24 protein-coding genes (1 of these 24 cut by a window edge) are annotated in these 26,157 nt (G+C 67.3%); 8 read left to right on the forward strand and 16 right to left on the reverse strand.

Features of this window, described 5'->3' with window-relative positions:
• The 7 genes from ACIQF0_RS01810 to ACIQF0_RS01840 form a co-directional block, all read left to right on the forward strand.
• Positions 1–1,682: the final stretch of a UvrD-helicase domain-containing protein gene (locus ACIQF0_RS01810; RefSeq protein WP_401027649.1), read on the forward strand. It extends 25,579 nt beyond the left edge of the window; 1,682 of the gene's 27,261 nt are visible here — the last part of the coding sequence; its start codon lies beyond the left edge, outside the window; it ends in the stop codon at positions 1,680–1,682.
• A 54-nt stretch (positions 1,683–1,736) separates the two neighbouring features.
• The gene (locus ACIQF0_RS01815; protein ID WP_401023452.1) at positions 1,737–2,141 is read left to right on the forward strand and encodes a DUF6292 family protein; all 405 of its coding nucleotides are present in this window, start codon (positions 1,737–1,739) and stop codon (positions 2,139–2,141) included.
• A gap of 71 nt (positions 2,142–2,212) precedes the next feature.
• A complete protein-coding gene (locus ACIQF0_RS01820) occupies positions 2,213–2,767 on the forward strand; it encodes a hypothetical protein (protein WP_401023453.1) in 555 nt (184 codons plus the stop codon).
• Positions 2,764–3,831 carry an NlpC/P60 family protein gene (locus tag ACIQF0_RS01825; RefSeq protein WP_401023455.1) on the forward strand — a complete coding sequence of 356 codons (1,068 nt, stop codon included), beginning with the start codon at positions 2,764–2,766 and terminating at the stop codon, positions 3,829–3,831. Before ACIQF0_RS01820 ends, ACIQF0_RS01825 begins: the two co-directional genes overlap by 4 nt.
• Positions 3,832–3,956: 125 nt before the next feature.
• Positions 3,957–5,129: a hypothetical protein gene (locus tag ACIQF0_RS01830; RefSeq protein ID WP_401023457.1), complete on the forward strand. Its 1,173-nt coding sequence runs from the start codon at positions 3,957–3,959 to the stop codon at positions 5,127–5,129.
• 92 nt (positions 5,130–5,221) lie between these two features.
• On the forward strand, positions 5,222–5,764 hold the full coding sequence (locus ACIQF0_RS01835) for a helix-turn-helix domain-containing protein (RefSeq protein ID WP_401023458.1): 543 nt from the start codon (positions 5,222–5,224) through the stop codon (positions 5,762–5,764).
• Positions 5,765–6,037: 273 nt separating this feature from the next.
• A complete protein-coding gene (locus ACIQF0_RS01840; protein WP_401023460.1) occupies positions 6,038–6,406 on the forward strand; it encodes a DUF6355 family natural product biosynthesis protein in 369 nt (122 codons plus the stop codon).
• Positions 6,407–6,759: 353 nt separating this feature from the next.
• Here the strand turns inward: ACIQF0_RS01840 and ACIQF0_RS01845 are convergent, their stop codons facing one another.
• Genes ACIQF0_RS01845 through ACIQF0_RS01865 form a run of 5 tightly spaced genes read right to left on the reverse strand, consistent with a single transcriptional unit; the run spans position 6,760 to position 12,601 of the window.
• On the reverse strand, positions 6,760–7,839 hold the full coding sequence (locus ACIQF0_RS01845) for a hypothetical protein (protein WP_401023461.1): 1,080 nt from the start codon (positions 7,837–7,839) through the stop codon (positions 6,760–6,762).
• Positions 7,836–8,081 carry a hypothetical protein gene (locus ACIQF0_RS01850; protein ID WP_401023463.1) on the reverse strand — a complete coding sequence of 82 codons (246 nt, stop codon included), beginning with the start codon at positions 8,079–8,081 and terminating at the stop codon, positions 7,836–7,838. The genes ACIQF0_RS01845 and ACIQF0_RS01850 overlap by 4 nt, the downstream gene beginning before the upstream one ends.
• Positions 8,082–8,090: 9 nt before the next feature.
• Positions 8,091–8,357, reverse strand: a complete 267-nt coding sequence (locus tag ACIQF0_RS01855; RefSeq protein ID WP_401023465.1) for a hypothetical protein — start codon at positions 8,355–8,357, stop codon at positions 8,091–8,093.
• Complete coding sequence (locus tag ACIQF0_RS01860) at positions 8,354–10,822, reverse strand: DnaB-like helicase N-terminal domain-containing protein (protein ID WP_401023467.1); 2,469 nt, start codon at positions 10,820–10,822, stop codon at positions 8,354–8,356. The genes ACIQF0_RS01855 and ACIQF0_RS01860 overlap by 4 nt, the downstream gene beginning before the upstream one ends.
• A gap of 48 nt (positions 10,823–10,870) precedes the next feature.
• Positions 10,871–12,601, reverse strand: coding sequence for a hypothetical protein (locus ACIQF0_RS01865; RefSeq protein ID WP_401023469.1), 1,731 nt, complete (start codon positions 12,599–12,601; stop codon positions 10,871–10,873).
• Between the two features lie 502 nt (positions 12,602–13,103).
• Here ACIQF0_RS01865 and ACIQF0_RS01870 point away from each other — a divergent pair.
• A complete protein-coding gene (locus ACIQF0_RS01870; RefSeq protein WP_401023470.1) occupies positions 13,104–15,851 on the forward strand; it encodes an NB-ARC domain-containing protein in 2,748 nt (915 codons plus the stop codon).
• 435 nt (positions 15,852–16,286) lie between these two features.
• Here ACIQF0_RS01870 and ACIQF0_RS01875 read toward each other — a convergent pair whose 3' ends face one another.
• From ACIQF0_RS01875 to ACIQF0_RS01925, 11 genes are all read right to left on the reverse strand, one after another.
• Positions 16,287–17,906 (reverse strand): relaxase/mobilization nuclease domain-containing protein, encoded by a 1,620-nt coding sequence (locus ACIQF0_RS01875; protein WP_401023472.1) that lies wholly within the window; start codon positions 17,904–17,906, stop codon positions 16,287–16,289.
• On the reverse strand, positions 17,903–18,346 hold the full coding sequence (locus tag ACIQF0_RS01880) for a hypothetical protein (protein ID WP_401023474.1): 444 nt from the start codon (positions 18,344–18,346) through the stop codon (positions 17,903–17,905). Before ACIQF0_RS01880 ends, ACIQF0_RS01875 begins: the two co-directional genes overlap by 4 nt.
• A gap of 236 nt (positions 18,347–18,582) precedes the next feature.
• Positions 18,583–19,425, reverse strand: coding sequence for a hypothetical protein (locus ACIQF0_RS01885; protein WP_401023476.1), 843 nt, complete (start codon positions 19,423–19,425; stop codon positions 18,583–18,585).
• Between the two features lie 618 nt (positions 19,426–20,043).
• Positions 20,044–20,493 (reverse strand): hypothetical protein, encoded by a 450-nt coding sequence (locus ACIQF0_RS01890; protein WP_401023478.1) that lies wholly within the window; start codon positions 20,491–20,493, stop codon positions 20,044–20,046.
• 279 nt (positions 20,494–20,772) lie between these two features.
• Positions 20,773–21,330: a hypothetical protein gene (locus tag ACIQF0_RS01895; protein WP_401023480.1), complete on the reverse strand. Its 558-nt coding sequence runs from the start codon at positions 21,328–21,330 to the stop codon at positions 20,773–20,775.
• A 48-nt stretch (positions 21,331–21,378) separates the two neighbouring features.
• The gene (locus tag ACIQF0_RS01900; protein ID WP_401023481.1) at positions 21,379–21,657 is read right to left on the reverse strand and encodes a hypothetical protein; all 279 of its coding nucleotides are present in this window, start codon (positions 21,655–21,657) and stop codon (positions 21,379–21,381) included.
• 126 nt (positions 21,658–21,783) lie between these two features.
• Entirely contained in the window at positions 21,784–22,044 is a 261-nt protein-coding gene (locus ACIQF0_RS01905) for a hypothetical protein (RefSeq protein ID WP_401023482.1), read from the reverse strand.
• 709 nt (positions 22,045–22,753) lie between these two features.
• Positions 22,754–23,071 carry a hypothetical protein gene (locus ACIQF0_RS01910; protein WP_401023484.1) on the reverse strand — a complete coding sequence of 106 codons (318 nt, stop codon included), beginning with the start codon at positions 23,069–23,071 and terminating at the stop codon, positions 22,754–22,756.
• Positions 23,072–23,588: 517 nt separating this feature from the next.
• On the reverse strand, positions 23,589–24,608 hold the full coding sequence (locus ACIQF0_RS01915) for a phosphoadenosine phosphosulfate reductase family protein (protein ID WP_401023485.1): 1,020 nt from the start codon (positions 24,606–24,608) through the stop codon (positions 23,589–23,591).
• A gap of 19 nt (positions 24,609–24,627) precedes the next feature.
• Positions 24,628–24,822, reverse strand: coding sequence for a hypothetical protein (locus ACIQF0_RS01920; protein ID WP_401023487.1), 195 nt, complete (start codon positions 24,820–24,822; stop codon positions 24,628–24,630).
• Positions 24,823–24,960: 138 nt separating this feature from the next.
• Complete coding sequence (locus ACIQF0_RS01925) at positions 24,961–26,037, reverse strand: hypothetical protein (protein WP_401023488.1); 1,077 nt, start codon at positions 26,035–26,037, stop codon at positions 24,961–24,963.
• Positions 26,038–26,157 lie beyond the last annotated feature (120 nt).

The following is a 26,157-nucleotide window of genomic DNA, read 5'->3' on the forward strand; positions in this document are numbered from 1 at the left end:
CTGCCAGCGTGCCCGGACAGGCCTCGCCAGTGGCTAACGCTCCCGCGCTCCTACGCGTGGGTATGTCCTGGAAGCAACTCGAGGAACGGGCACAGCAGCACAACTTGTCTGTCGTCAAGGCCAGGTCCGCGCAGGTCCCGCGTTACGACCCAGAGCTGAAGGTGATCACAGTCCCGTTCGCGGTTGACGACCAGACGGCCACGGCCATGCTGTTCGAGCAGCTCGCGGCAATCCTCGCTCCACCTGGCCAGGCTCCTGAAGCGGCCGACCCGCGCCCCGAACCGATCGGGGAGCAGTCACAGCAGGAGTTTCTGCCGCCACCACGGTCGCTGCGAGAACCAGCCGAGGTTGCGCCCGAGCAGGCCAAGCAGGGCGAGCACTATCACGGCAACATGCCTGCCCTTGAGCAGCCTGAGGACACGCACACGATCGCCGTGCACGACGCCGACTCGGAGCTGCATGAGTTCGCCGACGACGCACTCGGCGAGCACGAGACCATCACCGCGCCGCCGGCATCTCTGGGTGCCGATGATGACTACGACTGGCGAGCAGCCCTCGCTGACGGAGAAGACCTCACCTCTGCGGCAGTCGATGGGCTCCCGCTAGACACGGCAGATCCCGGCACGTCGCTCTCGCTCACGATGCCCGATCCGCCGGCGGCACCTGATCTCGTCACGACCGGCGCGGCTGATCGCACCGCTGACCCCGAGCCCGAGGCGTCAGGCGGAGAACCCCAGGCGGAAGGTGACCACGATGCGGAGGAAGCGCCCGAAAGCGCAGGCGACAGCGGTGATCACCTGGCGGCCGATGACGAGGACCCTGACCCGTGGGAGTTTTGGGTCGGGGAACTGGGAGAAGCCGTCGTCAACGGCACTGTTGTCTCAGTCCCTCCTGCCTCTTCCCAGGAGGCCGAAACCCGGCCATCCAGCGGTGACAGCGCTGCCTTGGCACCCGGCACCGACGCCCCTGCCAGTGACGAACCGCGTGCCGTTGCGGCGGATCAGCCAGTCGCTCCCGGCGTGCAGCTACCTCCGCGAGAACCCGCGGATCTCTTCTCACGCGACACATCCCGTACAGGCGCCATCAGTGACAGCGGTGCGAGGGACCTGCACCAGACCGTCGCGCAATGGATAGATCTAGTCAACGAAGCGGCACAGCTGGGGTACGCGGTACACACCGGCAAAGTGTCCACTGTGGACCTGCACTCGTCGACTATCCAGATATCTGCAGCCAGTCCTCCCGCAGAACGCGTGGCGGAGCTGACCCAGGCCCTGAAGGAGTTGGAGATGCAGCCCACCGTCCCGGCGCGGCCGACGGCGAGGCCGTCGCTCAACCCGATCTACGACGACCTGCTCAGGACCTACGGCGATCCCGGCCGTCCACCGGCACTCCCGCAGCCGCAACGAAACACTTCAGGCGCGCCCAGCGAGCCGGAACTTCTTGCCCCGGTTCACGACGCCATACTCCCACTACGGCACGGCACGGCAACGAAGCCAGCGGTCCTCGACCAAGGCGTTCTCAGTGAGGCGTCCAAGGGCTCCGCCGCCAGCGTGCCGCGCCCACGCCGACCAGCCAGGTTGACTGAGCGCTGGTCACGTCGCACGAGTGGCCCCCAGAGCGTCACAGGCTGGGACCCGGTCACGGATGTGGTAGCGCTGTACGCGAGCCGTGGTGTCCGGTGACTTTGGGCTGACCGCACGAGAGGAAGAATCCGTATGACAAGCCAAGATCGTGATATGCCCGAGGCGTCGACTCACGCCCGGTACGTGCAGGCGGTCGTGACCGAACTCCACGGATTGGACGTTGCCGTCGCTGACGTCGTGGTCGAGTCGGTGCCACTTCGGCGTGGCCAGATGACCATCACCGAACCGGCGCCCGCAGGCACCGAGTCCGAGGCGGAATGGGTACGGCTGATGTGGACGGAGCGGCAGGGGTGGTCCTGGCAGGTGTGCTACGAGGGCGAGCAACCCCGCGTCCCCACCTACTTCGGACTCGCGCTCGTTCCGCCACCGCGGCAGGTCGCCACGTGGCTGGTCGTCGCGCTGCGGCATCCGGGGGTCGAGCCGACTCGTGAAGCCGGTGCTCTCGACCGCACGAACTTGGACAAGGACTTGCTCGCCTACACCGTGTCCGTGAGGTGAACGCCGCGTGCGGCACGTCGGGGGACGACCGCACGCCACCAAGAATCACCTGATGATCGAGGGGGACGATCATGGCTGTACCAGACTTCACCCGCTTTGCGCTGCTCGTCACATTCGCCGCCTGTGCGCTCACGGGATGCTCGCGCGATCCCAGCGGCACGGCACCGGACGCGCAGGCACCCGTGCCCGCGGGGACACCAACGGCGGTTCCGCCGGAGATTCAGCAGGTCTGCTCGGACTTCGCGGCGGCCTCGCTGGCCTTCGACACGACACGCGACCAAGGACCGGGCCAGGCTCGCCAACGGGCGGCTAAGCGGTTCGGCACGCCCGAGCTCGCGTCGCGCCTCAGCGCAGAGGGGCGCAGCACCACGACGTGGAACATGGTGGCGGCACGCCGCGGCCGTGTCGAGGTCACCACGGTGCCGGTGCGCGACGACCCACCGGCACCGCGCGAGGGCAGTGCCGGCGCCGGTGCGGTGGCGACACGGGTTGCGGTCGGGGACGCGGGCTGGAGCCAGGCGCTGTCCACAGTGGTCATCTATTGCGCGTTGGGGCGTGAGGACTCGGGTTGGCGTGTCACCGACGTGCGCCTCGCGGACTCCGAATCCGGCGCGGAGTCGCCGTGAACGCCGGCAGGCTCGGGTTCGCGGCTCTACTGCTGCCCCTCGGGATGATCGTGGTGGTTCTTATGACGCTGATGATCGGCGCGCAGGAGAACTCGACGACCGCAACGGCGTCTAGGGGAGGCCTGGACTGGAGCGGGATCTCCCTGACCTGTTCGGGGGTTCCGGCGTGGGCGTGCGGGCCGTTGCAGGCCGCCGCCGCGAAGTACCCCAAGCTGCCCGCACCGATTCTGGCCGCACAACTCGAGGTCGAGAGCGAATGGCGGCTCGACGCGCACAACGACGACTCAGGCGCGGACGGGCCCGCGCAGTTCATCCCGACGACGTGGACAGAGTGGGGCCGCGACGGTGACGGTGACGGCCGTGCCGACACTCGCAACGGCGCGGACGCCATCGCATCGCAAACGGCCTACATGGACTACCTGGTGTCGTTCGTGGAGAAGCGACCGGGCCTAAACGGCGATGCGATCAGCTTGGCGCTGGCCAGCTACAACGCGGGCCCAGGGCGGGTTCTCGACAGTGGCGGAATCCCTCCGATCGCAGAAACCCAGGACTACGTCCGCGAGATCCGCCAACTCGCGGTCACCAAGTACGCGCAGGTGCTCCGCGGCTCGGGAGAGGCCAAGGACGTCATCGCAGCGGCCGCCACGCACGTGAACAAGACCATGTACTCCTGGGGTGGCGGCGGGCTTGAGAAGCCCACCCTGGGCGCGCCCCCAGACACCCACGTCGTCGGCTTCGACTGCTCGTCGCTCGTGCGGTACGCGTTCTACGTCGGCACCTCGCGGCAGATCGAGCTTCCGCGCGTGGCCGACGACCAGTACAACAGCACCCGCGCGCAGACCGTCCGCGCCGACCAGTTACAGCCCGGCGACCTTCTGTTCTGGGACTGGAACGAGGACGGCGAGAAAGACCACGTCGCCCTCTACATCGGCGACCAGCAGATGATCGAGGCACCCCAGTCGGGCCAGCTGATCCGCCAGATCTCTCTGCAGGCGAAAGGAGGCCGATGGGTCGCCACCCGCGTGTTCGGTGGACCGCGCGACCCGAAACAACCTAAAGTCTGAACCCGCTGGGAAGCCAGCCCATCGCAGTACCGTTCCTGTGCAGCGCAACGCCTTGCAGGAGCAAAGGATCAGCCCCCGCTTCCTGATTCCAACCGGACTACGTCCGATCAGAACAGGAAGTCCTCATGACCACACCCACTGGTGAATCCACCGTCGTGCCGTTCGCCGGGCTTCCGGTGATCCAGCCGCCGCCGCCCGAGCCCCTGGCTCAGCGCGTGGAGAGCATGCTCGGCACGCTGGCCCGCGACGCCCGTGACTCGCTGATCGATCACCACTACCGCAACGCCGGCGAGGACCACGCCGAACTGCTCACCCAGCGCCTCGTCGACGCTCGATTGGCGCCCTCCTCACTACGACCGCTCGACGTCAGCGGCGCCCTGGATGCGTACGAGCGCGCCATGCGGCAGGGGCCGACGCCAGGCTTCGAGGAAGGACTCGACCAGCAGCACTACGTCGCGGGGCTGTGTGAGCACCTGGCTGTCCAGGCAACGCGGTATGACGAAGCCGTCGCGATCGCACGGACGAACGGACACAGCGACCTGCGGGCTCTCGACATGGAAGGCTCGATCTCCACCGCGACGCTGCCACTGCAGGACGTCTCGGCGCTCGCAGAGGACATGCGAGAGGTCGCGCGCGGCCTTGCAGCCACCGAAGGGCTGGTGGTCCCGACCCTGCGAGCTCACGACGAGTCCGCCGCCGAGCGGCAACGAACGCAGGAAGCAGCCGACAGGCTCGCAGTGCTGATCGACGAGTTCGCGGTTCGCACCGCCCTGCCTCAGTTCGACCACAGCCAGATGGACGGGCGCGGGATCAGCGACACCTCGCGCGCCGCCGCCCGCATCGCCAGGATCCAGGCCGAGACCCCGTCCGCGATCGCCCTGCTCGACAGCGGCCGGGCCCACGTTCTGAAGGACCTCGTGCCCGACGCCTCGTGGCACGACCAGCAACGCTCAAGCGGCGACGGCCCCACCTATCCGCCGAGCCCCTTGCATCGCGCGGCAGAGCGGTTCCTCAACCGGCTAATCCATCCCACCGCGCCACGGGGCAAACTCCCCGAGGCCGAGAAGAACGCCCGCAACGAGATATCCCGGCGAATCGCCAAGCTGCACGCGCAGGACCCGGAGGTCGTGCGCACCCTGCCGCCGGTACATGCGGGACTCGTGCGCGCCGTCGTGGCCGCCGTCAGCCAAGCGCCCCCACCTGCCGCCCAACCGGGCCGGGCGAAGCTGACTCTCGTGGGTCCGCGTGTCGACGCGGACCCGAGCATCTCGCCCAGCTCAAGTCGCCCGCGCGGCTGAAGAACCCGTCAGCGCGCCGGTCTGTCCAGCGTCCCTGGACGTTCGAGGCGGCCGTCTGCGCGAGCACATCACCACCCAGGGGGAACACGTTCATGCCTGCCCGCCGAGAGGTCCCGAACTTCGATCGCAAGGCGATGATCCACCACCGGCAGCGCGCCGGCCTCACCCAAGCCGAACTCGGAGAGCAGATACATGCCGCCAACGACGCGGTATCCCGGTTGGAGCGCGGAGTAACGCCGATCACCGCGCGCGTTCTGCGCAGCGTCGCCGAGGTCTTGCGCGTGACTCCCGCGCAACTGCAGCACCCGCTGACCGCACCCCCGACGCTGACGAACCTGCGCGAGTTGCGTGCGCTCACCCGCGCAGAACTCGCCCAGCGGCTGCGGATCACTCCACAGCGGCTCGAATGGTGGGAAGCCGGCGCGCTGGGAGCGCAGGAGGAGACAGGAGAACTGCTCGCCGCCAACCTCGGCATCGGCGCCGGGTCGATCGCCACGTTCGAACGCACCGGTGCTCTTCCCGTGCCGATCCGAACCAGGCTCGCCCTCGCCCTACGTGTGCGACCTCGACTTGTGCAGGCCGCCTTCGCCGCGTCCCGCCACGCTCATCGCACGCAACGCGCGGCGGCCGCGTGAAGAGACTGAGGGACGGATCGCCGCGCGGATAAATGACAAACCGCCTTTCTGACGCTAACCGGTGTTGTAACAAGATGTATTCACGTCAACGCAGTACGCAACAGTGATACCCGGCGGACTCCCGTCGAGGTGGTAATTCGGATACTTTCCCCCACGTCTTGACCACGACGAAGACCCTCGACTTTTCTTGAGGTCAGCACGCGGGGAATCCGGCGCGAATCACCAACAGTCACGCGCCACCCGCGATGTCAGTGATGCAATCGGGGGGAAATCGTGAAGAACTCATTCCTTGCTCGCGGTGCGGCCACGCTCGCTGTCGCCGCCACTCTCGCGACAGGACTCGCGTCGACCGCGTCCGCGCAGGTCCACGGGCGCACTGACGCGGAGCAGGGGCCCGGCTCAGGCAGCAGCTACAGCACCGCGAGCTGCGGCTTCTACTTCTCGGGCTGGGACACGAACGAGAAGGCCTACTACAACCACTGCAGCTCGTACGACGGTCGGATCAAGGTGCGTTTCTCGTACTGGCCCTTCGCCAGCTACAAGGAGATCCGCGTCATGGGCGGAGTCACGAACCTGACCGACCACTGGGACCTGCAGGGTCGAGGCAAGGTCACGTATGCGTGCGCGGTCGGCTACTGCTGACTCGCCACCGGCATTCATGACCCGACTAGAAGGGAGGATCTCGCGCAATTAGGCCGTCAGTACCCACTCTGCCGGATGTTCACGTGAATTCACGGCGCAGCGGCCCACGCTTCCGAAACCTGCCGGTCGAAGTGTGGGCCGTCGCCTAATGCGCGCAAGTCGGGTTCCTCTCAATTCACGTGGAATCCGAATTTCGCGCGCCCGGCTTCTTGTGTACGGCGCCTTCCGCGGCGACGCCGGTCAGGGCGCTCCTCTTAAGGCACCGCCGTGTGCCCCACCGGACCGGCGTCTTCACCCTTGCGGAGTGTGAGATTGCGGAGGTCTTCCCGGATCGGAGCAGGACCTGTGTGTCGTCAGCTGCGGCTGACCGCCGCGGCGGACCCATGTTCGGTCGCGGCTCGTCTCCTTGGGTCTACCGGGCCGACGACGTTGTGCGGCACCCGATCGGCGCGAGCGTGCGGCGCTGTGTCGTCACCAGCACGGGCGCGGCCAGGGATGTCGTTGTATCGCGTCCACGCCGCACGGGCGACGACAACGACAGCCAGTGCGAGATCAGTAGGACGTTCGCGGGTCATGGCGGTCAGTTCCATGACGCTCAACGCGGTGAGAGTGGAGAGCTTCTCTGACTCCCAGGCGACGGTAATCGGCCTGAGCTGTCCGTGACGCTCGAACGCGATCTGCATGGCACGCCAAGCCGATCCGTGCCTCGCCAAGCCAAAGTCCTCAGGCTGGAACAGCTCCAGGAGGTTCCTCTCCCGCGCGGCGGGGTCGGCCAGCATCGCACGGATCAGCACATCCTCCTGACGGTCGACGAGCCGTTTTGGAAGCGGCGTGGTCGGATCGGCCAGGTTGGACGCTGGAGTGGAACCTGGGCCGGCGTGACTGCGGCTCTCTTCACGTGCCTCCCGGTAGACGTTGCTCAGGACCCGCTTGCGGTCCGCCAACTCCTGCGACGTCATGCCCGCAGCGCCGAGATCGCCGGTGATGCCGTCGCTGGGAGCAGCCGGCCGCAGCCCTAGCCCGTCGAGGCGACGCCGACCGGCTGCCTCGCGCACGACCACCTCGTACGACGCGACATCGAAGATGTTCGACGGCGCGGCCGCGAGCACCTCGTGCATCAACCGGCGCGGGTGCACGACGTCTGTCTCACTGAATCGCCTGGACTCCACGGCCTCGGCCACGACCGTGGCGTTCTGCAGAACCCGCGCGGGAACGGCCGGCGCCAGCGCGACGTCAGCAGGGTCACGAACCTGCCCGGACTCACGCTGCACGCCGAGCACCGCAGCCCACACCGCCGCGTGCTCAGGGGATCCGAACTCCTCGACCGTCAACGGGGTCGTGCCGGTAACCAGCTCCGGTTGTCTGATTACGGCGCCTAGCATGGCCCGCTCGGCGTACCACGCCGCACTCGCGACGATCACGGGCCCGGTCATGGCGACAACGCCGACCGTGCACGCGCCACCTTCTCCTCGGACGCGATCATGAGCGTCTGCATGCTGTCCAGCTCGGCCCCGGTCTCTTGCGACACCGGCCGGTACACGTCGTCGTCAACGCGAACAGCCCACCACCGGCCCTCAATCAGGACCGCCTCGGCGACACGGTGCCGTTGTCCGCGTCCCTCGTCTACCAGCGCGGTCATTTGCGCTCGGCTCATCATCTCAACGTTGCTGACCATCGTGCCTCCTCATGCCTGGTGGGTGGGCAGGTCCGAGCCCAGGTCGCCTGCAGCAAAGAGCGCGTCGAACGACGTGGCTGCGGTCAGTCCCGTTGTCAGCTCAGCGGCGAGCTCCGCAGACGCCTCCTGAAAGTCGTCCTCTCCCTCGCTGACCGTGAACCATGTGCCGTCGAGCAGCACGGCTTGGGGAACCAGCCGACCAGGGCCGAGCTCATGCGTCCAGCGCTGAGCCCGGCCTGCGGCGACGTGCTCGTCCATGGTGGCGCGGCTGATCATGCTCGGGGCCCTCCTACTCGAGTCAACGGCTCACCGGGATGGAGCCGTGGGGGGTGCGGCCGCGTACTCGCGCGCATCGCGCTGGTCTGCTCGAGCTGTTCAGCCGCCGTGGTGGCCTGTGCGCGGAGGTTCCGCACCTGCGACTGCGCCGCCGCGATCCCGGCCTCGGTCGGCACTGTCGACGTGTCGGCAAGGCCCACCAGTGCGCCCTGCACGTCTGCCTTGGCGCGCGCCAAGGCAGACGACACCACCAGCCCCAGCGATCGGCGGACCTTACCGTGGTCGACCTCGGGCGGTGCCCCCAGCTTCGCGAGCTCCTTGACGCTGGGCATCGGCCGGTGCGCGAAGTCCGGGGCACGGGTCTCCCAGTGCACCGAGACCCAGTTCACCGGTTCCCCTCTGCTCTGCACATCCTTGATCGTCCGCCACAGGTTCGCGTGACGCTCACTGCCGAAGTGCTCCGGCTGCAGGTCCAGGATCGCCTGCGGAATCGACTCCATGTGCCCGGCGTGCAGCGCCAGATGCAGGACGTGCCGCTCGGCGCGGTGACGCAACGGCGCGAGAACCGGCCGCAGGGGATCAGGCATGCGCCACGACCGTGACGCTTCGATCACAGCGGAAGCAGCCTGCTGCCCATCGGCGTCCACACCAGACCGCCGCACTGCGGAGGCCAACTGCGCCGACATCGCGTCCAGTTGTCCGTCGATCGTCGTCAGGGTCGCCGCCAAGTTCCGCGCCGAGCGCGCCGAGCGCGCCGAGCGGTCCGGCACCAGTCGCTCCGGAGAGATCAGCGGTTTCCCGCGATCCATTTGCACTGCCATTGCGGCCAGCCGCCGGGAGAATCCGGTCTCCCACACCTTGCGCGCCAAGCGGAACTGCGCGGCGGGATCGAACACGCCTCGGAACGGAACGCTCGCCGCAGGGGCTGCCGCGTTGATCTCGGCCACGAGCCGCTGAATGTCCCTTCTGGACAGACTGTGCGGCACGAGCGATCTCTGCAGCGCCTCGAACAGCTTGACGTGGTTCTCCTGCGCCGCGCTCAGACGCTTAGCCTCCGTCGGCATGGACACGACGTCGTAGAGCCCGCCGCTGCGATTGAGCGCCCGCAGCGCCTCGTACACCACGCGCATCTCGGGATTAGAAAAGTCACGAGCGCCCAGAAGTTTCTCGATCTTCCCGATTGCGGCCGGCGCGTTGAGCAGGCTTCCCAGCAGCGCCTGTTCCATCGGCAGATCAGGATCGAACTGGGTCGACGTCTCGTCGGGCGAACTGGTGCCAGCAGCCTCCGTGGGGCCGGTGGCCGAGTCGAGCGCCGCTGCGTATGAGCCGGCTGCCACAGCAGCCGCCTGGGAAGGGACAACCGGGGCGGATGCTGATCCGCCACGCTCGCGATCACGGACAGCCCGCTGCTTCGCGGTGACGAACGCACCGGCAACGCGTGCCTGGGCCCGCTCAGCGGGAGCGGTGGCGATCCTTTCGATCTCGCGCGCAACCGCCGACAGCTTCCCGGCCGGTGAGAGACCGTCGACCGCACTGAGCACCTGGCTCTGTACCCGGCGATCAGGCAAGTGCTCGTCGAGCAAGGCTGCGAGCTGCCGCAGCCGGGCCCCGGTGTGCAGCGGAGTCGAGTCGGTCCCCACGATCGTGCGCGCGAACTGGGTCATGGGAAAGGAGCCGCGTTCCGAGCGGTCCTCGATCAGGAGAACGGCCAGCGCGAGCGCGCGCTGTACCGGCAGGTTGCTGGGATCGGACTGACGTACCTCGTCGATCTGCCGCCGCCACGTGATCGCGAGCAGCCCGCGAGTCCGCAGATCACGCTCCTGCAGATCCAGCGGGAATCGCTCGTCTGCCAGGTCGGCTGGCGGCTGGGGCACCTCCGTGGCGAGCTCGGGCGTCAGATGATTCTTGGCGAGAAGGTCGAACTGGTCGACGGCATCGGCACGCGCGGACGCCACCAGGTCCTCATCGCCCGTAGTCTCGTCGCCCGGACCGATGACCTCGACCAGGTCGAATTTGCCGATTGCGGCCATCTGGTCGGCCACCGCGTCGAGATGCGCCGCCGTGACATCGATGCCCAGACCACGCAGCGCCGACCCGATCACCCCGTCGTCGCGGCCGCGCTGGCGAGCCTCGGCCGCGAGCGCACGCAGCGCGACCGCCATGTCGACGCCGTGCCCACGCGACAACTGCTCCCGTGCGCTGCGCTCGGCGGCGTCCGCATCGCGAGCCAGGCCCGAGACGTGGTTGGCGAAGTCGTCCCCGAACAGATCCCATGCCGCATCCGGAGCCTCCTCCGCCTCCACGGGCACCGCTGGCTCGCCAGCGTCGCCTGGGCGCGGCACCGGCACCGCTGCTGGCACCGTCGTTGTGGCTGCCGGGTCTGGCGTAGGGCGTCCGTCCACGGGATCTCGGGCGCCGTCTTGCGGCGGCGGCATCACGACCGTCGACTTGATGGCCTCTGTCATGGACTTCCCCCTGGTCTATCCGAATGGTGCGCTGCGACCGCGCGACGTTCACCGAGTGGCCGGTGGCCGTGCTGCGACGGCCTGGCGCGGCACCGCGGAGCGCTTCGCAACGGCGGAGCTGATTCCGCGGTGAACGGCAGCTACTGCGTGATCCGTGGCCGCCTGCTCGGCCCCGGTGACGTCCTCGCGCTCCGGCGTGTGACGATCGTCAGGTGTGGTCAGGTGCGCGGCGGCCTGCTGCTCGTCTCCGTCCGCACGACCGCGCCATGCAGCGGCCTCCGCCTCTGCGGTCGGATCGGGCAGTCCGTCCGGATACAGCTCCGTCAGCCTGATCGCGAACGCGTCGTCTTCCTTGGCCTTCTTCGTCGCGGTCTCGTGATCGACCATGTCAAACTTGGCTGCCAGCAGCCGATCTATCTCGACCCCGGACCGGCCGAGTGTGGTACGGGCAAACGTTTTGTCCATGCCCCTCTTGGGATCGAGGGTGTCCACCCACTCCGCCATCTCGGCCAGCTTCTGCGCGCTCGGCTCCGGTGCACGAATCGCTGCATCATCCACAGTGGACGAATCCGCAGCGGCGGGGGACACAGCACCATCGACGGCTTTCCCCTCCACCGCCACGACGACAGCAGCCTGCTTGTCCTGCGTCTTCTTCGCCGCCGCGAGGGCCTGCGGCACCAGGCTCGGGAACTTTGCTGCCAGAACAGCGTCGACCTCTGGACCCCACTCACCAAACCCCTGCTTCGCCTCGATGCGGTGCTCCGTGCTCCGCGGGTCCAGGCGCTCGGCCCACTTCTTGGCCTGGGCGACCGTGCGGACCTCCCTCAGGCGGGTCGCCGCTGCGGAGCGTTTCTCGGCCGCATCCTGCGATGTGCTGGCCTCGACGGCAGGCGCGGAGCCAGGTCGAGCAGACTGTTCCGCAAGGCGCTCGTAGCCGCCGGACGATCGCACGCGCTTGATGGCCCAGATCGCGAGCGCCGACGGATTGCGCACCCCCTCGCTGGCGTTCCAGCGAGGAACGGTCGCCACGGCTTTGGCCAACGTGTACGGGGTCACTCCCGACTGCCTCACCTCGTTGTCCACCAGGCGTCGCAGTTCCCTGGCAGCGTCGAACTCTTCGCCGAAGCTGAGTGGGTGAAGGATGTCCTCCGCGTGAGCAGGCAACAGCGCTCGCAGCGCCGCCTCGAACTGCTTGAAGTTCTGCTGCCAACGTGGTGGAAGCGGCGAGGTTGAGCGCGGCCTGACGGTCTCCATTCCGGTCACCTGTGGGGACTCCATGAACCGCCCCTCGCCGACACCCGCCAGGTACCGCAGGCGCCCAAGATCCTCGGCCGTACCGAACTTCCGCAGGTACGCCTGCATCCCGATGGCATCCTCCGCATCCCGGCACACCACCCACAACGACGATGTTGCGTGCCCGTCAGGACTCCAACTGTGCGCCTCAACGCCCCACTCGCCGGTAGGAGCCCCTAGCGCGTCGGCCATCCACGCCGTCCACACGGTCAGCGGCTCGCCACGGTGCGGCCCGGCCAGCTCCCGCGGGACACGACGCTGCCACGCCTGGTGTTCCTCGGCGTTCATTTGCCGCAGCGGAGGGTGAAGACTCTGTTCATACATCCGCGCCGCGTGCTCGGCGTCGGCGAACGCGAGGCGTTCCAGCCGGGCACGTTCAAGGTGTCGTCGCGCGAGTGACGACACCGTGGCCAACCCGATCACGAGTTGGGTCCACGTATGGATTTCCTGCGCCGATAGCCCCAATCCAGGTGCGTCGTCGCTCATCGTCCCCCCGACGGTGTGGCTGCCGGACAGGCGCCGATTCGCTGCCTGCAGCGTCCCAGCGCCCATTCACCAGCGTGGTGCGTACTGGCGTGGGCTCACAACGCGCGGCGCCCAGGCCAGGCGGGGGAGTGGACCCGACCGACCCCGTCGGCGGTCCCGAACGGTCGGCGTCGTCCCACGCCGACCGCTACGTCCTGGCACCTACCCGCGCGACCAGACCCAGGGTGCCATTCCCCCGGACGACACCCGATCCCAGCCAGCGTAGGCACCCACCCGCTACAGGACGAAGTCGTGACCGGGAAAACCCGAATCACCCAACAGCGCGGCTCGCCAGCGCTCGGGCGCACTGATGTGGTCTTTACCGAGCCTCACCGTCTTCGTCGAGGAGCTGACGGACATGATGCGCCAGCGGCACGAGCCGGAGTACACCGCGAGTTGACCAGCCTCGCCCCACGCCGGCCGACGTCTGCGATGATGACCTGTCATGGCCGCAGGTGAGCGCGTGCGTCACAGACGGCGCACGAGATTGCTCGGCCTCCTCGCCGGCTTGAGCGCGCTTCTGGTGGCATTGCTGGCTGTGGCCACGAACCTGGCGACCAACACGGTTCCCGACCGCTTCACCCGCTGGACAGATGACCCCTGTTGGACCTGGGGCGCAACTGTGGTTCTCGTCGGTCTGGTCATCGTCGTCGCGGTCGCTCTTCAGCGGCAGTCATCCAGCGAACCCGGCCAGGTGCCTGCGGAGTGCGCCGGGGGAGCAAGGCGCCTGCACAACCTGCCGCCCCGCAATCCGTCTTTCGTCGGCAGGGACGCGGTTTTCGACCGCATCGAGGCCGAGTTCGCGAGAGGGCCTGTCGCGGTCGCGGCGATGCACGGACTGGGCGGTATAGGCAAGTCGGCGATCGCCCTCGAACTGGCACACCGAGGCCTGACGTCCGGACGGTACGCCATCGCTTGGTGGGTCCGGGCGGAGACGGAGTCAACGCTCGTCGAAGACTTCACGGACCTGGCACCGGCTTTGGCGGTGACGCCGTCGGCGGACCAGGATCAGACGGTGGAGGACGTGCACGCCGCACTCCAAAGCCGCACCGACTGGCTGATCGTGTTCGACAACGTCGCGAGTCCTGAGGACGTCCGGTCGTTCCTCCCCAGTGGATCGGGTGCCACGCTGATCACTAGCCGATTCCGCGGGTGGGGCGCGGTAGCAGTGCAGATCGACATCGCTCGCTTCACCCGCGAGGAGTCGTTGGTCTTCCTAGCCGGCAGGGTCGATCGCGGTGACCCGGCCGCCGCGGACGCGCTGGCCCATGCACTCGGCGATCTCGCGCTGGCACTCGTCCAGGCGACGGCCTACGTCGACCTGCACGACCTGCCGATCGCGAGGTACCTCGAGCTGTACCGTGACCGCGACTCAGCGGGGCACTTGCTCGCGGAGGCAGTCGACGGGTACCCGGCCAGCGTCGCCACGACCTGGCTGCTGCACTACGACCAGCTCGACGAGGACGAGCCCGCCGCCTTGCAGCTGTTGAGGTTGTGCGCCTTCCTCGACGCGGAGGACATCGACCTAGGCATGATGCTGTCGGTTCCCGACCTCCTGCCACCGGAGCTCGCGGCTGCCGCCGTCCGTTCGATCGACCGCGAGCGCGTGGTGGGCGCGTTGGTCCGAACCCACCTCGTCACCAGGACAGACGCGGACCGGATCAGCGTGCACCGCCTGGTGTCGCAGGTGACGCGGTTGCACCTAGGGCCCGGCGCCGGGGCGTGGGCGAGACGGGCTGCCGCACTGGTGAACCGGTTGTTTCCACTGCAGCCGCAGGACGTCGGCCAATGGCCGCTCTGTGCACTGCTCTCAGCGCACGCCAGCATTGTGATCGAGCACGCCGAGAACCTTGAGGTGTCCGACGAGCAGGCGAGTTCGTTGTTCGACAGGCTCGGTGCGTACCTGCAGAGCCAGGTCGGTGACGACGTCGAGATCTACTCAACCGCCGACGCCGGCACCGTCGACGATGTCGCACTCTCTCCGGTGCAGTCTCGCTACTTGAACCAGATCCGGCGAATCGCCCCCCAGATGCTGGCCGACCGGGACCGTGAACTCGCGGACCTGGCGGCCTTCTGCACCTCCGATGGCGAGCCCGGCTACCTCCAGCTAGTGGCCGCGCCCTGGTCCGGCAAAACAGCGCTGTTGTCGTGGTTCGCACTGCACCCACCGACCGGAGTACGGGTCGTGTCGTTCTTCGTCACGGGACGCTTAGCTGGCCAGGACGACCGCTCGGCGTTCGTCGACAACGTGATCGAGCAGCTGTTGGTGATGCTCGGTAGGGAAAGCCCGGTCTTCTTGACCGAGGCTGGTCGCGATGCCACCTTCCTCAAACTTCTAGGGGAAGCGGCGCAAGCCTGCTTCGCTCGCGGTGAGCACCTGGTCCTGCTCGTCGACGGCCTGGACGAGGACCGAGGAGCGGGAGCTGGGCCCGTAACCCACAGCATCGCCGCACTGCTACCCGCCGACGTGCCAAGAGGGCTACGCGTTGTTGTCGGCACGCGACCCCATCCGCCGCTTCCCAGCGACCTGCCCCACCACCACACCCTGCGCGCCGCAGGCATCGTCCGCCATCTCAACCCGAGCGCGCACGCACAACACCTTCGAGTCGACATGGAACGAGAACTGGCTAAGGTCCTGAACGGTGGATCATCCGATCCAGACGTGCTCGGCCTGATCACCGCTTCCGGCGGCGGTCTTTCAGTGCCGGATCTCCGCGACCTGACCGGCTCACCCGAGCAGGTGATCCAGGAGTTCGTTACGAGGCGGATTTTCGCCAAGATTGAGAGAAACGGAGTTTCCGTCTACCACCTCGCGCACGCCGAGGGAGTAGACGCCGCGTCGGCCGGGCTCGGACCGGCTCGCCTCGCCGAATGCCGCGCCGCCTTGCACGCCTGGGCGGACGACTGTCGCGCGCGGGGGTGGCGCGACGATACGCCGGACTACCTACTGGCCTTCTACCCGCAGATGCTGCTCATGCACGCTGATCCGAAGCGCTTGGTCGACTTCGTGACCGACGTGTCCCGCCACAGACGGATGCGCCAGCGGTTTGGGGACAACGAATCGGCCACGTCAGAGGTACGCACGGCGCTAGAGGCTGTCGCCTCACCGCGCAACGCCGAGCTAGTCGTGCGGCTTGCCGCTCGTTGGGCCGGCTTGCGGTGGCAGACGTTCCTCGCGGACGTGCGGCCTTCGCTTCGCGGCAAGTGGTGAAGCAAACGCCGCGATACGCCGCCGACCGATATCGCCGCGGCGCGGACAGTCGACAACACCTCAAGCTAACGCCGCGTGGCCTTTGCCGCGAGGAGCGCGCGTCGCCGCACTCTCGCCCCACCCTGCTAACACCACTGCCCTGACAGTGCTCGTGGCGGCGCTAACTCAGGTTCGCACCCGGTTGCCGGAGCTCTGCGCGGGATACCTGACCGGCACCGGCCACCTTCGGTGGCAGGCTTACGGATGGTCTCTGATTGCGGAGGCCCTTTGCCTTGTCAGCCACGGAATCCATGCGTGCTGCGGCCACCGCCTCGATGCGTTGCAGTTGTGACGCGCCAGCACACGACCTCGGCGACTGACTCGCACCACGGTCTCGGCGGCACGGCCCAAACGGCGCCCAATCGAAAGGAGGAGGCGTGCAATGGCCACTTGCGCTCAACGCGACCGCGGACCTGGCTTGGGCACTCGCTCCTGCGGCTCCGCCGCAACCCATGCCACCCGGCGGCCAGGCGCCGGCCGCGCTGGAGTCCCTGCTGGCCGACGAACAGCAGCATCCCTCTCCAGCCGCAACCCACGCGCTACAACACGAGCAGCCGCAGCCTGATGCACCCTGCCCCGCATCTCCTGCCACGCTGCGATCTCGGTGATGAGCGCGGCGAGCGCCACCACCAATGCCACGGCCGCATCACGCTCACGCCCGCGGCCGGACAGCACGCCCACCGCCCCGATTCGACGAGCCGTCCTCCGCAACTCCGCCGCCGCCGGACCCAGCACCGATGGAAGGACGCGATGGGGCACACGAGCCGCCCTGTCAAACACCTCGCTTAGGTCAGTCAGTTCCCCTGCCACCCGACCATCACGCCCCTGGGCGAACGCGACCAGCACCTCACCAGTCGCATGCGCGATCCCTCCGGCGTCCTCGGCGTCTTCACTCCCGCGCACCGCCGCCAGCGCCAGCTCGACAACACGGGCCGCATCCTGCAACGCCGCACGGCGCCCCTCCAACGATCCCGGATCAATCGCCTCCGGATCGAGCTTGCCATCCTCGGCCTCGCTCGCCGAGCGCCACCTCGTCTCCAGTTTCGGCCAGCTCAAGTCCGCACCCAGCTTCGACCCCGAGTACAGCACCGATGCACCAGCCGAGGTCACGTCGCCAGGCAGTGAAACCGCGTATCCCACGATCCGACCCTCGCCATCTCGCCGAACGACCGGCGACAAGCCGTCGCTCTCAAGCGCGTCCAGGAACTCCTCACCGTCCCGACACACCGCGGCATGTCGACCCACTGCACGCCGCAGCACCACCTTCGGCGTGAGAGCACTGCCGTCGCGGTCCTGGAACCAGCCCACACGCTCGCCTAGCCGGGCAGCCTTCCCCTTCTCCTTGCGTGTGGGAGCCTGCAACGCGGTCTTGTCCGCTCCAGCGGTTCGCACCAACCCAAGTTCACGCTCAAGCTCGCGACACTCCTCACGCAACGCCACGAAGTCCCGGAACGGGTAGACACGCTTACCGGTCCGCTCGGACACCAGCGTCGCCATCAGATGGATGTGGTCGTCGGCATGCCGCACCGCGATCCACCGGCATCCCTCGTCGTGAATCCCCACGGCCTTCATCAACCGCTTGGCGATGTGCTCCCACTGCGCATCGCTCAGTACTGGGTCGTCGGGGTGCAGACGCACTGGGCAATGCCACACATAGCCTTGACGCAGCACGACCGCGCGCTTACGCGGGTCGTACTGGTATTGCGTCAGCCATTCCGGCGCATCCGCCCGCGGTGGCGCCCCAGACAGCAGATGCTCCCGCCACTCATCGGTCAGTGCTGGAGGATTGCTCAATGGTAGGCCAGCAAGCGCCGCGAGTTCCTGCATCGTCGTGGTGAGCGCACGGAGGTCGAAATCGAACTCCCCAGGGCCGATCTTGGCGGGCTGGTGTGCCCAGCTAGCGTCGTCCCACGATGCCACCACGCGAGGGTTCCGATGCTCCTCGTGCAGGCCAGGCCCCAGCAGATACCGCAACAGACCAGCCGGGCGATAGCCGCGTACCACCTTGGCAATCATGGCATCAGCCCAGGACGCAGTGCGGCGATACACGTGTCCAGCGACTGCACGCGTTGCCCGAGGATGGCCAGCATCTCGACGAGCGCGGCCTCGCTCGGCAGCTCTCCTCTTGCGTTCGCTTCTCTGGCAATCTCGTGGATGTCGCCGCCGATGACCGTCAGCAGACGTCGCGCGCCCCGTAACGATTCAAGGTGCTCATCAACTCCGGCGCCGCTGCCCGCCGCCCTTGCCAGGCGACGGGATGCAACAGCGAACGCGACCTGCTGAGCCCAGGCCTGCGGCACCCATCCGTCCTTTGCGGACACGGTCACGATTGGTGCCCATTCCGCGTCAGAGAAGCGCAGTATGCCGCGCTGCTTGCGCGTTCCGGACTTCGAGTGATCGCGATAACGAGGCGAAGGCAGTGCCGCGTCGTGGCCGGCATCGTGCTCAACGTCCATCTTGGACCACCCCCCGATGACCGGCCCGCCGGCCTGAGGCAAGCGGTGGGGGGCTGCCTACCGACAGTCTGCCAGCTGACGCCGCGGTCGTGGCAAAACCGACTCGGTTTTGCCTATCTTGCTCTGCCGAGAGCTCATATTGATCATGGCTGCGCCGGTCCGTTGAAGGCCCCGTCAGCAGAAGGGCCCGGCGGTCATTCCGACCGCCGGGCAGCGCGGCTGAGGCGATGACTGGCCTACCGCACGTCCGCGGATGCCGCGATTTCACCTGTGTAGGTGCTCGGTGATGTGCCGCCGACCACCTCGTCCCAGGAGCAGCCGAACGCGTCCTTGTCGGTCCTCAGGTCGCTGCGGTCCACGGTGAGCGTTCCTGTGAACGCTTCCTCGCTGCACCAACCGGACCCCGCGAACGGGTTGCCTAGCCACACATGTGGATTGCGGAGTTCTACCGTGCCGCTGGCTGGCAGGCGGACGACCGTCGCCAGATCGACGCCGATGAGCGCCTGGCCGATCGCCACGCTGAATTCCGGCGACGCGTTGTCGATCACCTCACCGGCGAGATGCAAGTTGTGCTCTGTGTGGCTGAAACCCATTCGGTCGAGGAACTGTTCGGGCTCAAGCGCGGTGAAGCCGAGGTCTGCGTCTTCGTTGATCTGCTTGATGGTCACCCTCAACAGCACGGCGCCGTGGCGGTTGACCAGTTCCCCGAACCACTTCGACTCGTCACGCGCTTGCACCGTTTCGATCAGGACTATCCGCGCATCGCTACCGAGCCACTCGTCCTTCAGCAACTCTTCATAGTCGACGTCGTCCTGCCGCTCCCAGAGGCGAAAGTGGTTCTTGGCCAGCTCGTCTACGACGTCGCACGCGTTGATCCATTGAGCCTCGCCCTCCCACTCCGTGAGTGCCTCGCCGCCCTTGGTCTCCCACGGGTTGTCTCCGCTGACCAGCGCTGCCACGACGTCCGCAGAGAGCGAATCGGCCCGGTCGAGGTGGACCAGGGTGTACTTGTCGTGTAGCGCTCGCTCAATAGCGTCGCTGAGCGCTTCTACCGTCCGTTCGGCGTGCGCGGTCGTCACAGTTCTCTCCAAGGCTGTGGGGGGATTGCGTGAAGGCGTCAGAGAATCCGGGAAGTCATCACCGGATCGACAAGATCAACATTACCCCCTGGGGGTATGCCGGTGCGTGAGTCGATTCGTGGTTCATGTCGGTATTGATGGCGACATGACGCTGGATCGGTCGGCACTTATCGGCATGCGAACAGCCCCGCAGGACGATGTCCGCGGGGCTGTTCGGGTGGCACTGTCGGATCGAGTGTGCCCGCCGGCTAGAGCGGAGGAGGTTCCGAGCTGGGCGATTGAACGTAGGTGTTCGGACGCCCTTCGGGTACGGGCTCGCAACGTCCAGCAGCCGCATCAGCGCAAGCGCCACTGCCGTGACGGCCAGTGGCACTGGCCACCAGGATCACCAGCAGTGCCCAAGATGAGCGCGTCGAGCCACGGTGACGGAGCGCAGTCAGCGCGCCTACGGTTCGCGTGTCGAAGGTCGTAGCGGCGCCATTATCCCTGCGATCGCGGTACGTCCGACCGTGCGAGCCGGGGTGCGATTCGCCGGCCGGACGGTGACTTGCTCCGTTGGCGGGTCTGGTCTCACCGAGCCCGGTTCGTCAACGAGCGGCTCGACATGGTCGGGCTTGGTTACGTGATCACCGAGCCAGTGGTCCGCCACTCGCCGAACGCGGACCCGACTTCGCGAGTGAACGCGTCGATCTCGAACTGCGCGCGGTAGGCCCGCGCGAATTCAGACGCTTCCTGCTCGGTTCGCACGCCGTATGACACACCTTGTGGCTGAGCGTGCAGCACTCCCAACGCGTAGCCGTATGCGAGCTGGTGAACAGCGTCGGCCTGCGTATCGGCGGGTGCACTCGGCGTCTCTGAGCCCAGAGTCTCCTCGACCCAGGCCGCCGGATTAGCGTGCTGTTGAACCTCCTCCCACAGACGGACCGCGTGGTCTTTCAACTCGATGACGTCGCTTGGCCGCATCCTCGCCGCAGTCGAGACCGACGCAACCGCGTCGTTGTCGAACCGGCCAGTGGCCGCGAGCTCGGCGATCAGCCGAGCGAATTGGACGGTGTCATTTGTCCGCATGATGAGTCCTTTCCAGGACGAGGGGAGCGGCGCGAGGCCGCGCCGCGGGCTTGGGAATCTACGTCCGCGGCACAGCAACTTCGGCGCTCGCATTCGGTCGGCGGATCGCACTCCTGTCGCTGACTTGCGCAGGGGTATCGCCTTGTGACAAGAGTGGGTTCGGGGTATTTCTGAGACCCGCTGTGCTCCGCAGCCCGGTGCGGTGGTTGCGGAGTACAGCGGCTACCGACGCTGAGGCGCTCGGATATCTGGGTCATGCAGGCTGCACGACGGAACTCGTCATCGAAGGGTGTCCCGATGCTTGCGGATCAGGCGTTCGGGGTCGGCCGGAGCAGTCGCATAGCTGGCAAGGCTGAACACCAGTGCTCGGTGTCCTGGCCGGTTGATCCGGAGCGCGAGTTCGTCGAGGGTCAGGTTCGCCTCGTGAAGCAGTCCTGGCCCAGCGCAGTCGGCGAACCAAACCTGCGTGAGGGTGTCGCCCTCCTCCAGCAATGCGATTGCAGTGCTCACCAGTCCGCCCGTCGGAGTGAGGTGCGCTTCACAGACAGTGGTGATCGCGTCGGAAATGCCCCAGAGCTGCCTGTGGCCGCCAGGCTCGTTGCCGAAGATCTCGATATCGGTCCGGATCGTCCTGCCGCGCAGGCCGGATTCGCTGCCCTTGTCCGGGTAGTACTGGGCGCGGCGGTCAACGCTGGCACTCTCTACCCGAACCGCGGCTATTCCGGTCTTAGCCTCGAAGCGGACTTCCATCCGTCCCGCACTGCGGAGGGCCTCGATGTCGTCTCGCGTGAGTGCTCGCGCCGGCTGGATCCGCGGTGACATGCGGTGTGTCTTCATGGTGATCCCCTCGTTCCTCAGTTCTCGTGCGAGCTGGTAGTTCGGGCGCTAGCTCGCGCCATGGTCGCGGGTGTCCGGCGTCTGGTTGTGGTCGGCGAGCAACGTCCGCACGTTGCGGACGAACTCGTCCAGTGCTGCGAAGGTCTCGGTCAGGTGCCTGTCCTGGTCGCCCTCGTAGGTCTGCATCTCGTCGCAGTCATGGCCGTCGCCGCACTCGCACGTGGCGGGGTCGCAGTCCCCGTCACAGGGGCAGTCGTCGCGGTTGTGGCTGTGGGCGGCTTCGAGGAAGTCGAGTCGTTGGCGCAGGAAATCCAGGGTGTCCGTCATCGCTGCTTCACCTCGGTGGTGGGAATCGGTGCGGTCAGTACGCGTGGCGGGCCGCTGAACGACGCGGTGAAGGGCGCGGCGGAGCGCAGGAGTGACATGCCCCGCCGCGTTGGGAACCGCTGCTGGTCAGTGGCGGTGGGCCGCGTCCCGTTCGGGGTCGAGCACGTCGAGCAAGCCGAGAACGTCCTCACCCGCCGTGCTCAGGTGCGCGGCGGCGTCGTTCAGCGCGTCGGCGTCGATGTCGCGGTCGAGGGCTCCCGCGAGCTCGGTGAACGTCTCCCCGATGCAGTCCCGTACACCGTCGAGAGCCTGGATCAGCCCCACCTGCACGTCCACGCTGCTCACCGCAGCGTCGGCGGCCACCTCGTGCAGCCCGGCGCGCTCCATGGCGTCGACAAACGTTCGGGCAGCGGTGATCGCGGCTTCGGCAGGGGCCGCCGGCCCGGTCCCAGTTGTGGCCGTGGTCGTCGCCTCGCACCTTGGGCACGATGAATGTCCGCGGACGCTTTCGAGGCGTTGGCAGAGTGCGGCTTGTGCCCGTTGCAGCGTTTCCGCGAGCGTCGCGAAGTACGCCTGGTGTTCTTCGGGCGTCTCGCTGCATCGGGCTACCCGTTCGGGGTCCCACTGCCCGGTCGTGACGTTGAAGAACGATCCACCGTGCACTGCGTCCCGCACTCCCCACTGGTCCTCGCTTCGAGTCTCGGTGTGGAGCACGAGGCGCGGATCGAAACCGGGTGAGCCGGGCTGGTGGGTGTTGCCGTCGATCGTGAGCCGGGTGACCTGAAACCCGTGCTTTGCGGCAAGGTCGAGCGCGTGTCGTGTCCCTGCGTCAGCAGTGCTCTGGGGAAGCATGTACGGCCTTTCTGAGAGCGGGTCGTTGTGGGGAAGAGGGGAGAACGTGGCGTCACCCGCGTTCTCCGGTCTGGCTGGGGCTGTAGGTAACCCGTGTGACCGGGCATGGGGACATGTCCCAGGTCGAGTGCGGGGAAGAGCTGTGGCCCGGAGCGTGCGCACCCGCGCTTGGGCCACGCCGACTTTCAGCGTCCACATCCCGGCACGGCCACACCTTGCTGCCGCATGGCCGTGCCGGGACGGGTCATCCGTTCTTCGGCGCTCGGCTGTTGCCGAGGTAGATGTCACCTTCGACGTATGTGATGAGGGAACCGTCTGGCGCTCGCATGCAGAAGTGGTAGCGAGCGTCGTACCACTCGTACTCCCACCCGGCCGTGCGCAACGCGTCCTGCACGGTGTCGTCTCCACCGCTACCGGCGAAGAACCCGTCCCCGCCAGTCGTGCCCGACCCGTAGGGGTTTCGTTCGTGCGAGAGAATCCCCACCACGTCAGCGGCGCTACTCGCGGACTCCAGTTCGTGGAGTTGGTCGCCGATCACTTCCCAGAAGCCGTCGTTGCTCATCGGTCTGCCGCCTCCGTGTTGCCGCGAACTGCGCTTCGATCGGTGTGTCCGTCGTGGATGCGGGTGCGCCCGGCGGTGTTCTGCTCGTGGTTCATGCGTTCTCAGTCCCAATTTCGAGTGGACGGTTCGATACGTGGGCAACCTGGGCGCTGACGCGCTGAGGTTGCTGCTGATCGACGAATTCGCTGGAGATACCGGGTGTACTCACCGGCCCAACAAGATCAACTATACCCCATGGGGGTATCTCGTGGGCGGTCTGCGCGAGCTGATCGCGGCGTCAAAGCGCTGCGGGTGTCGCCGCCGTTGGTGCCCGCCGCGCCGGCTACGGACCGGCACGATCTTCGGTGGATGGCGGCTGAAACGGGGCCTGCGAGCGGAGTGCGCCCCCCGCCGCGTGGCGGGGGGGCGCGGATCAGGCGGTGTCACGCCAGTGAGCTGGATCCCAACTGGTGTGAGGCCACGGCGGGGGTGGGGGAGGTGAACACCGGGGTCGGCTTCGCGTCTCGGGCGAGGCCAGCTAGGCCTGTGCGAGTTGGAACGGGTCCCGCGGTCGAGGTGGCGGCATTGTTCTTGCCGCGTCGATGACTTCGGTCATCGTGAGGTCCGGCTTGAAGCTGTGCCCCGTCGCGGCTTCGGCGGACTGGTAGGCGAGGGCAAGTTCTGGGTTGAAGTAGGCGCCGATGACCAGCTGCCGAAATGGCGACATCACGCACTCGATGCAGGAGAGCCGGTCGACGAACTGGTAAGCCCAGTGCCAGGGCAAGCCAGAACGGCGGATCTCCTTCCACACCTGTGCGCGTGTCCAGGTGAAGATGGGCAGCCACCGATCGACCTCGCGCTTGCTGTGTGGCCTTGGAGAGCCGGAACCTTCTCGCGCGGAGGACCACGTCGCAGGATCGGGACCGAACGCCGTCTTCCTCGCGCGGTGGGGCGATTCCTCGGCCCTGATGCCGAGGCAGTTCAGCACGCGAACACGATGCGACGGACGTTGGAGGCGGGTTTCGGCGACCAACCGCGTCATCAGCTTCGCGACAGGACCGGTCTTCAAATCGCTTGTACACCAGCGAGCCGATGCCGATGGCCAGGACAAGGTTTGTGTGCCGGTCTTGCCATCGGCTACGCGGCGGCGATTCTTGTCGATCACGTAGTCGAGAAGGTCGCCCTTTTCCCGACTCACCACCTCGAACCGCACGCCGAGCATTCCGGCCTGAGCTTCGGCGATCTCACGAGTCTGCGGCCACACGACGCGGCCGAGATCGGCATAGACGACCACGATGCGCGACCGGTCGACGCCGGCCGCGTCGGCGAGTGCGACACCGTGCGATAGCGCGACCTGGGAATCCTTGCCGCCGGAGGAGTTGAACAGGATCCAGTCATAGCTCGCGAGTTCTGGTTCTGGCGCGAACCCGGCGGGCGGAGCCGGTGCGATGAGGTCGAACAGGCACATCTGCCGCTTGCCAGCACCGTGCACGTACGGTGCGACGAGCGCGCGCACGCCGTCCTGTTCCGCGAGCGTCTGGGGGCCCTTACTAGTCACGGCTGTTCTCTCCCCTATGTCAGATCTCGTCACGGCATCCGGGGCACCTTCCGGCGTCACGCCAACAGGTCCTCGTGTCGTGGGTCCTGGGGTCGTAGTCGTCCCAGTCGTCGCCCTGCTCCTCGATGGCGACCTGGGCGACCTCGGGGTCAGTGGTGTGGATCAGGCCACCCGCAGGGCCGGGCACGTAGAAGCCTTCGGCGGTGTTGCTCACTGGATCTCCTTGCGTGGACGGGAACGTGCTGTTCGTGGCAGAGAAAAGGAGTGGGCCGGTTGCCCGAGTGAAGATCAGCGATCGGAGTGGCGGGGCAGTGCGATGCGCTGCCCCGCCACCCAGGACCGTTCGCCTCGGCTACTCGGCCGCGCGACGAACCTCGGTGTCGAGTTCGTCGGTGTCGAGCCCGACGATCAGCGACTGGAGGTCCTCGCCCGCTGAGCTCAACTTCGCGGCCGCATCAGCCAGCACGCTGGAGCCGACGTACCCGACACCGGCGTCCGCAAGATCCTGGATCGACTCCGTGAGGCAGTCGCGCACCTCGTCGAGGACGCGGAGCAGCCGTGCCTGGTCCTCGGGGCTGCTTCCCGCTGTGTCCGTAGCGATCTCGTGCGTACCAGCGCATCCGATCGCGTCCACGAAGGCGCGCGCGGCGGTGACCGCGGCCTCGACGGGAAGCCTCAACGGCTCGGCCGGGCGGAGCATCATCGACACCACGGCGTCGACGGCGGCGGCGGTCTCCTGATCGTCAGCAGGCCCGGCCCAGTCGTACAGGTTGCTGGCGACGGAGATCAATCGCGCGTCGATCTCGTGCTGGACCTCACCCAGTGCTTGCACGACGTGGACGTGTGCGGCCTGCGCGTGCAGCAGCAGAGCAGCGTGGTGCACGGCTTCCTTCAGCGGACTGGTCGCGGTGTGGGCGGCATCCCGCAGGCGCCGTGCCATCGCTTCCAGTGCGTCACAGATGTAGTAGGCGGCGACAGCAGTGGTAGGGGTGGACAGGAACGAGCCGTGCGGAAAGAACGCCAGGACGTCCGCATCGCCGCTGATCACGGCGTGACGCAGGTTTCCTAGGGCCGTATCGGCGAACTCTTGGAGAGTAGCGGGCAGGACAGCCGGGAGGTGCCGGGACTTGATCTGCAACGCCGTGGGCTCCTCGCGGTACTCCGGGGTGGCGCAGGAGATCACGTCCGCCATGTCCTGAGACGTGAGGAATGAGCGGAGCGGGGTCGTGACGAGGGTCGTGGCGCCCAGTTTGCCGTGGCTGTCGGGGCCGCTGACGCACCACCGGGCTGCGATCACGTCGTCGCCGACCGTCCACTCGGGGGCGGTGAAGGGGGCGGGCACGACGCCGTTCGTGGCGCCGGTCAGCGTGACGCGGCTAGGGCGCGGTTCCGCCGTCGGTGAGCTGGTCTGGGCAGAGCTGTGCTGCATGAGGTTTCCGCCTTTATGCGAATCGTGGGAAGAAGTAGCGAACGCGGCCGTCACGCCGCGCTCGCGATATATGCAGGAGCCAGAAATTGATCCGTCTTGACGCCAGTCATAGACGAGCTT

The organism is Lentzea sp. NPDC092896 (assembly GCF_044754905.1).
Classification (GTDB): Bacteria; Actinomycetota; Actinomycetes; order Mycobacteriales; family Pseudonocardiaceae; genus Lentzea.

What these genes read in the sequence shown, in the direction of transcription:
- ACIQF0_RS01890 (WP_401023478.1), bottom strand. Translation starts at nt 20,493, where the DNA reads ATGCGGACAAATGACACCGTCCAATTCGCTCGGCTGATCGCCGAGCTC.
- ACIQF0_RS01845 (WP_401023461.1), bottom strand. Translation starts at nt 7,839, where the DNA reads ATGACCGGGCCCGTGATCGTCGCGAGTGCGGCGTGGTACGCCGAGCGG.
- ACIQF0_RS01925 (WP_401023488.1), bottom strand. Translation starts at nt 26,037, where the DNA reads ATGCAGCACAGCTCTGCCCAGACCAGCTCACCGACGGCGGAACCGCGC.
- ACIQF0_RS01900 (WP_401023481.1), bottom strand. Translation starts at nt 21,657, where the DNA reads ATGACGGACACCCTGGATTTCCTGCGCCAACGACTCGACTTCCTCGAA.
- ACIQF0_RS01875 (WP_401023472.1), bottom strand. Translation starts at nt 17,906, where the DNA reads ATGATTGCCAAGGTGGTACGCGGCTATCGCCCGGCTGGTCTGTTGCGG.
- ACIQF0_RS01820 (WP_401023453.1), top strand. Translation starts at nt 2,213, where the DNA reads ATGGCTGTACCAGACTTCACCCGCTTTGCGCTGCTCGTCACATTCGCC.
- ACIQF0_RS01860 (WP_401023467.1), bottom strand. Translation starts at nt 10,822, where the DNA reads ATGACAGAGGCCATCAAGTCGACGGTCGTGATGCCGCCGCCGCAAGAC.
- ACIQF0_RS01850 (WP_401023463.1), bottom strand. Translation starts at nt 8,081, where the DNA reads ATGGTCAGCAACGTTGAGATGATGAGCCGAGCGCAAATGACCGCGCTG.
- ACIQF0_RS01910 (WP_401023484.1), bottom strand. Translation starts at nt 23,071, where the DNA reads ATGAGCAACGACGGCTTCTGGGAAGTGATCGGCGACCAACTCCACGAA.
- ACIQF0_RS01855 (WP_401023465.1), bottom strand. Translation starts at nt 8,357, where the DNA reads ATGATCAGCCGCGCCACCATGGACGAGCACGTCGCCGCAGGCCGGGCT.
- ACIQF0_RS01835 (WP_401023458.1), top strand. Translation starts at nt 5,222, where the DNA reads ATGCCTGCCCGCCGAGAGGTCCCGAACTTCGATCGCAAGGCGATGATC.
- ACIQF0_RS01830 (WP_401023457.1), top strand. Translation starts at nt 3,957, where the DNA reads ATGACCACACCCACTGGTGAATCCACCGTCGTGCCGTTCGCCGGGCTT.
- ACIQF0_RS01880 (WP_401023474.1), bottom strand. Translation starts at nt 18,346, where the DNA reads ATGGACGTTGAGCACGATGCCGGCCACGACGCGGCACTGCCTTCGCCT.
- ACIQF0_RS01815 (WP_401023452.1), top strand. Translation starts at nt 1,737, where the DNA reads ATGCCCGAGGCGTCGACTCACGCCCGGTACGTGCAGGCGGTCGTGACC.
- ACIQF0_RS01905 (WP_401023482.1), bottom strand. Translation starts at nt 22,044, where the DNA reads ATGGAGCGCGCCGGGCTGCACGAGGTGGCCGCCGACGCTGCGGTGAGC.
- ACIQF0_RS01865 (WP_401023469.1), bottom strand. Translation starts at nt 12,601, where the DNA reads ATGAGCGACGACGCACCTGGATTGGGGCTATCGGCGCAGGAAATCCAT.
- ACIQF0_RS01895 (WP_401023480.1), bottom strand. Translation starts at nt 21,330, where the DNA reads ATGAAGACACACCGCATGTCACCGCGGATCCAGCCGGCGCGAGCACTC.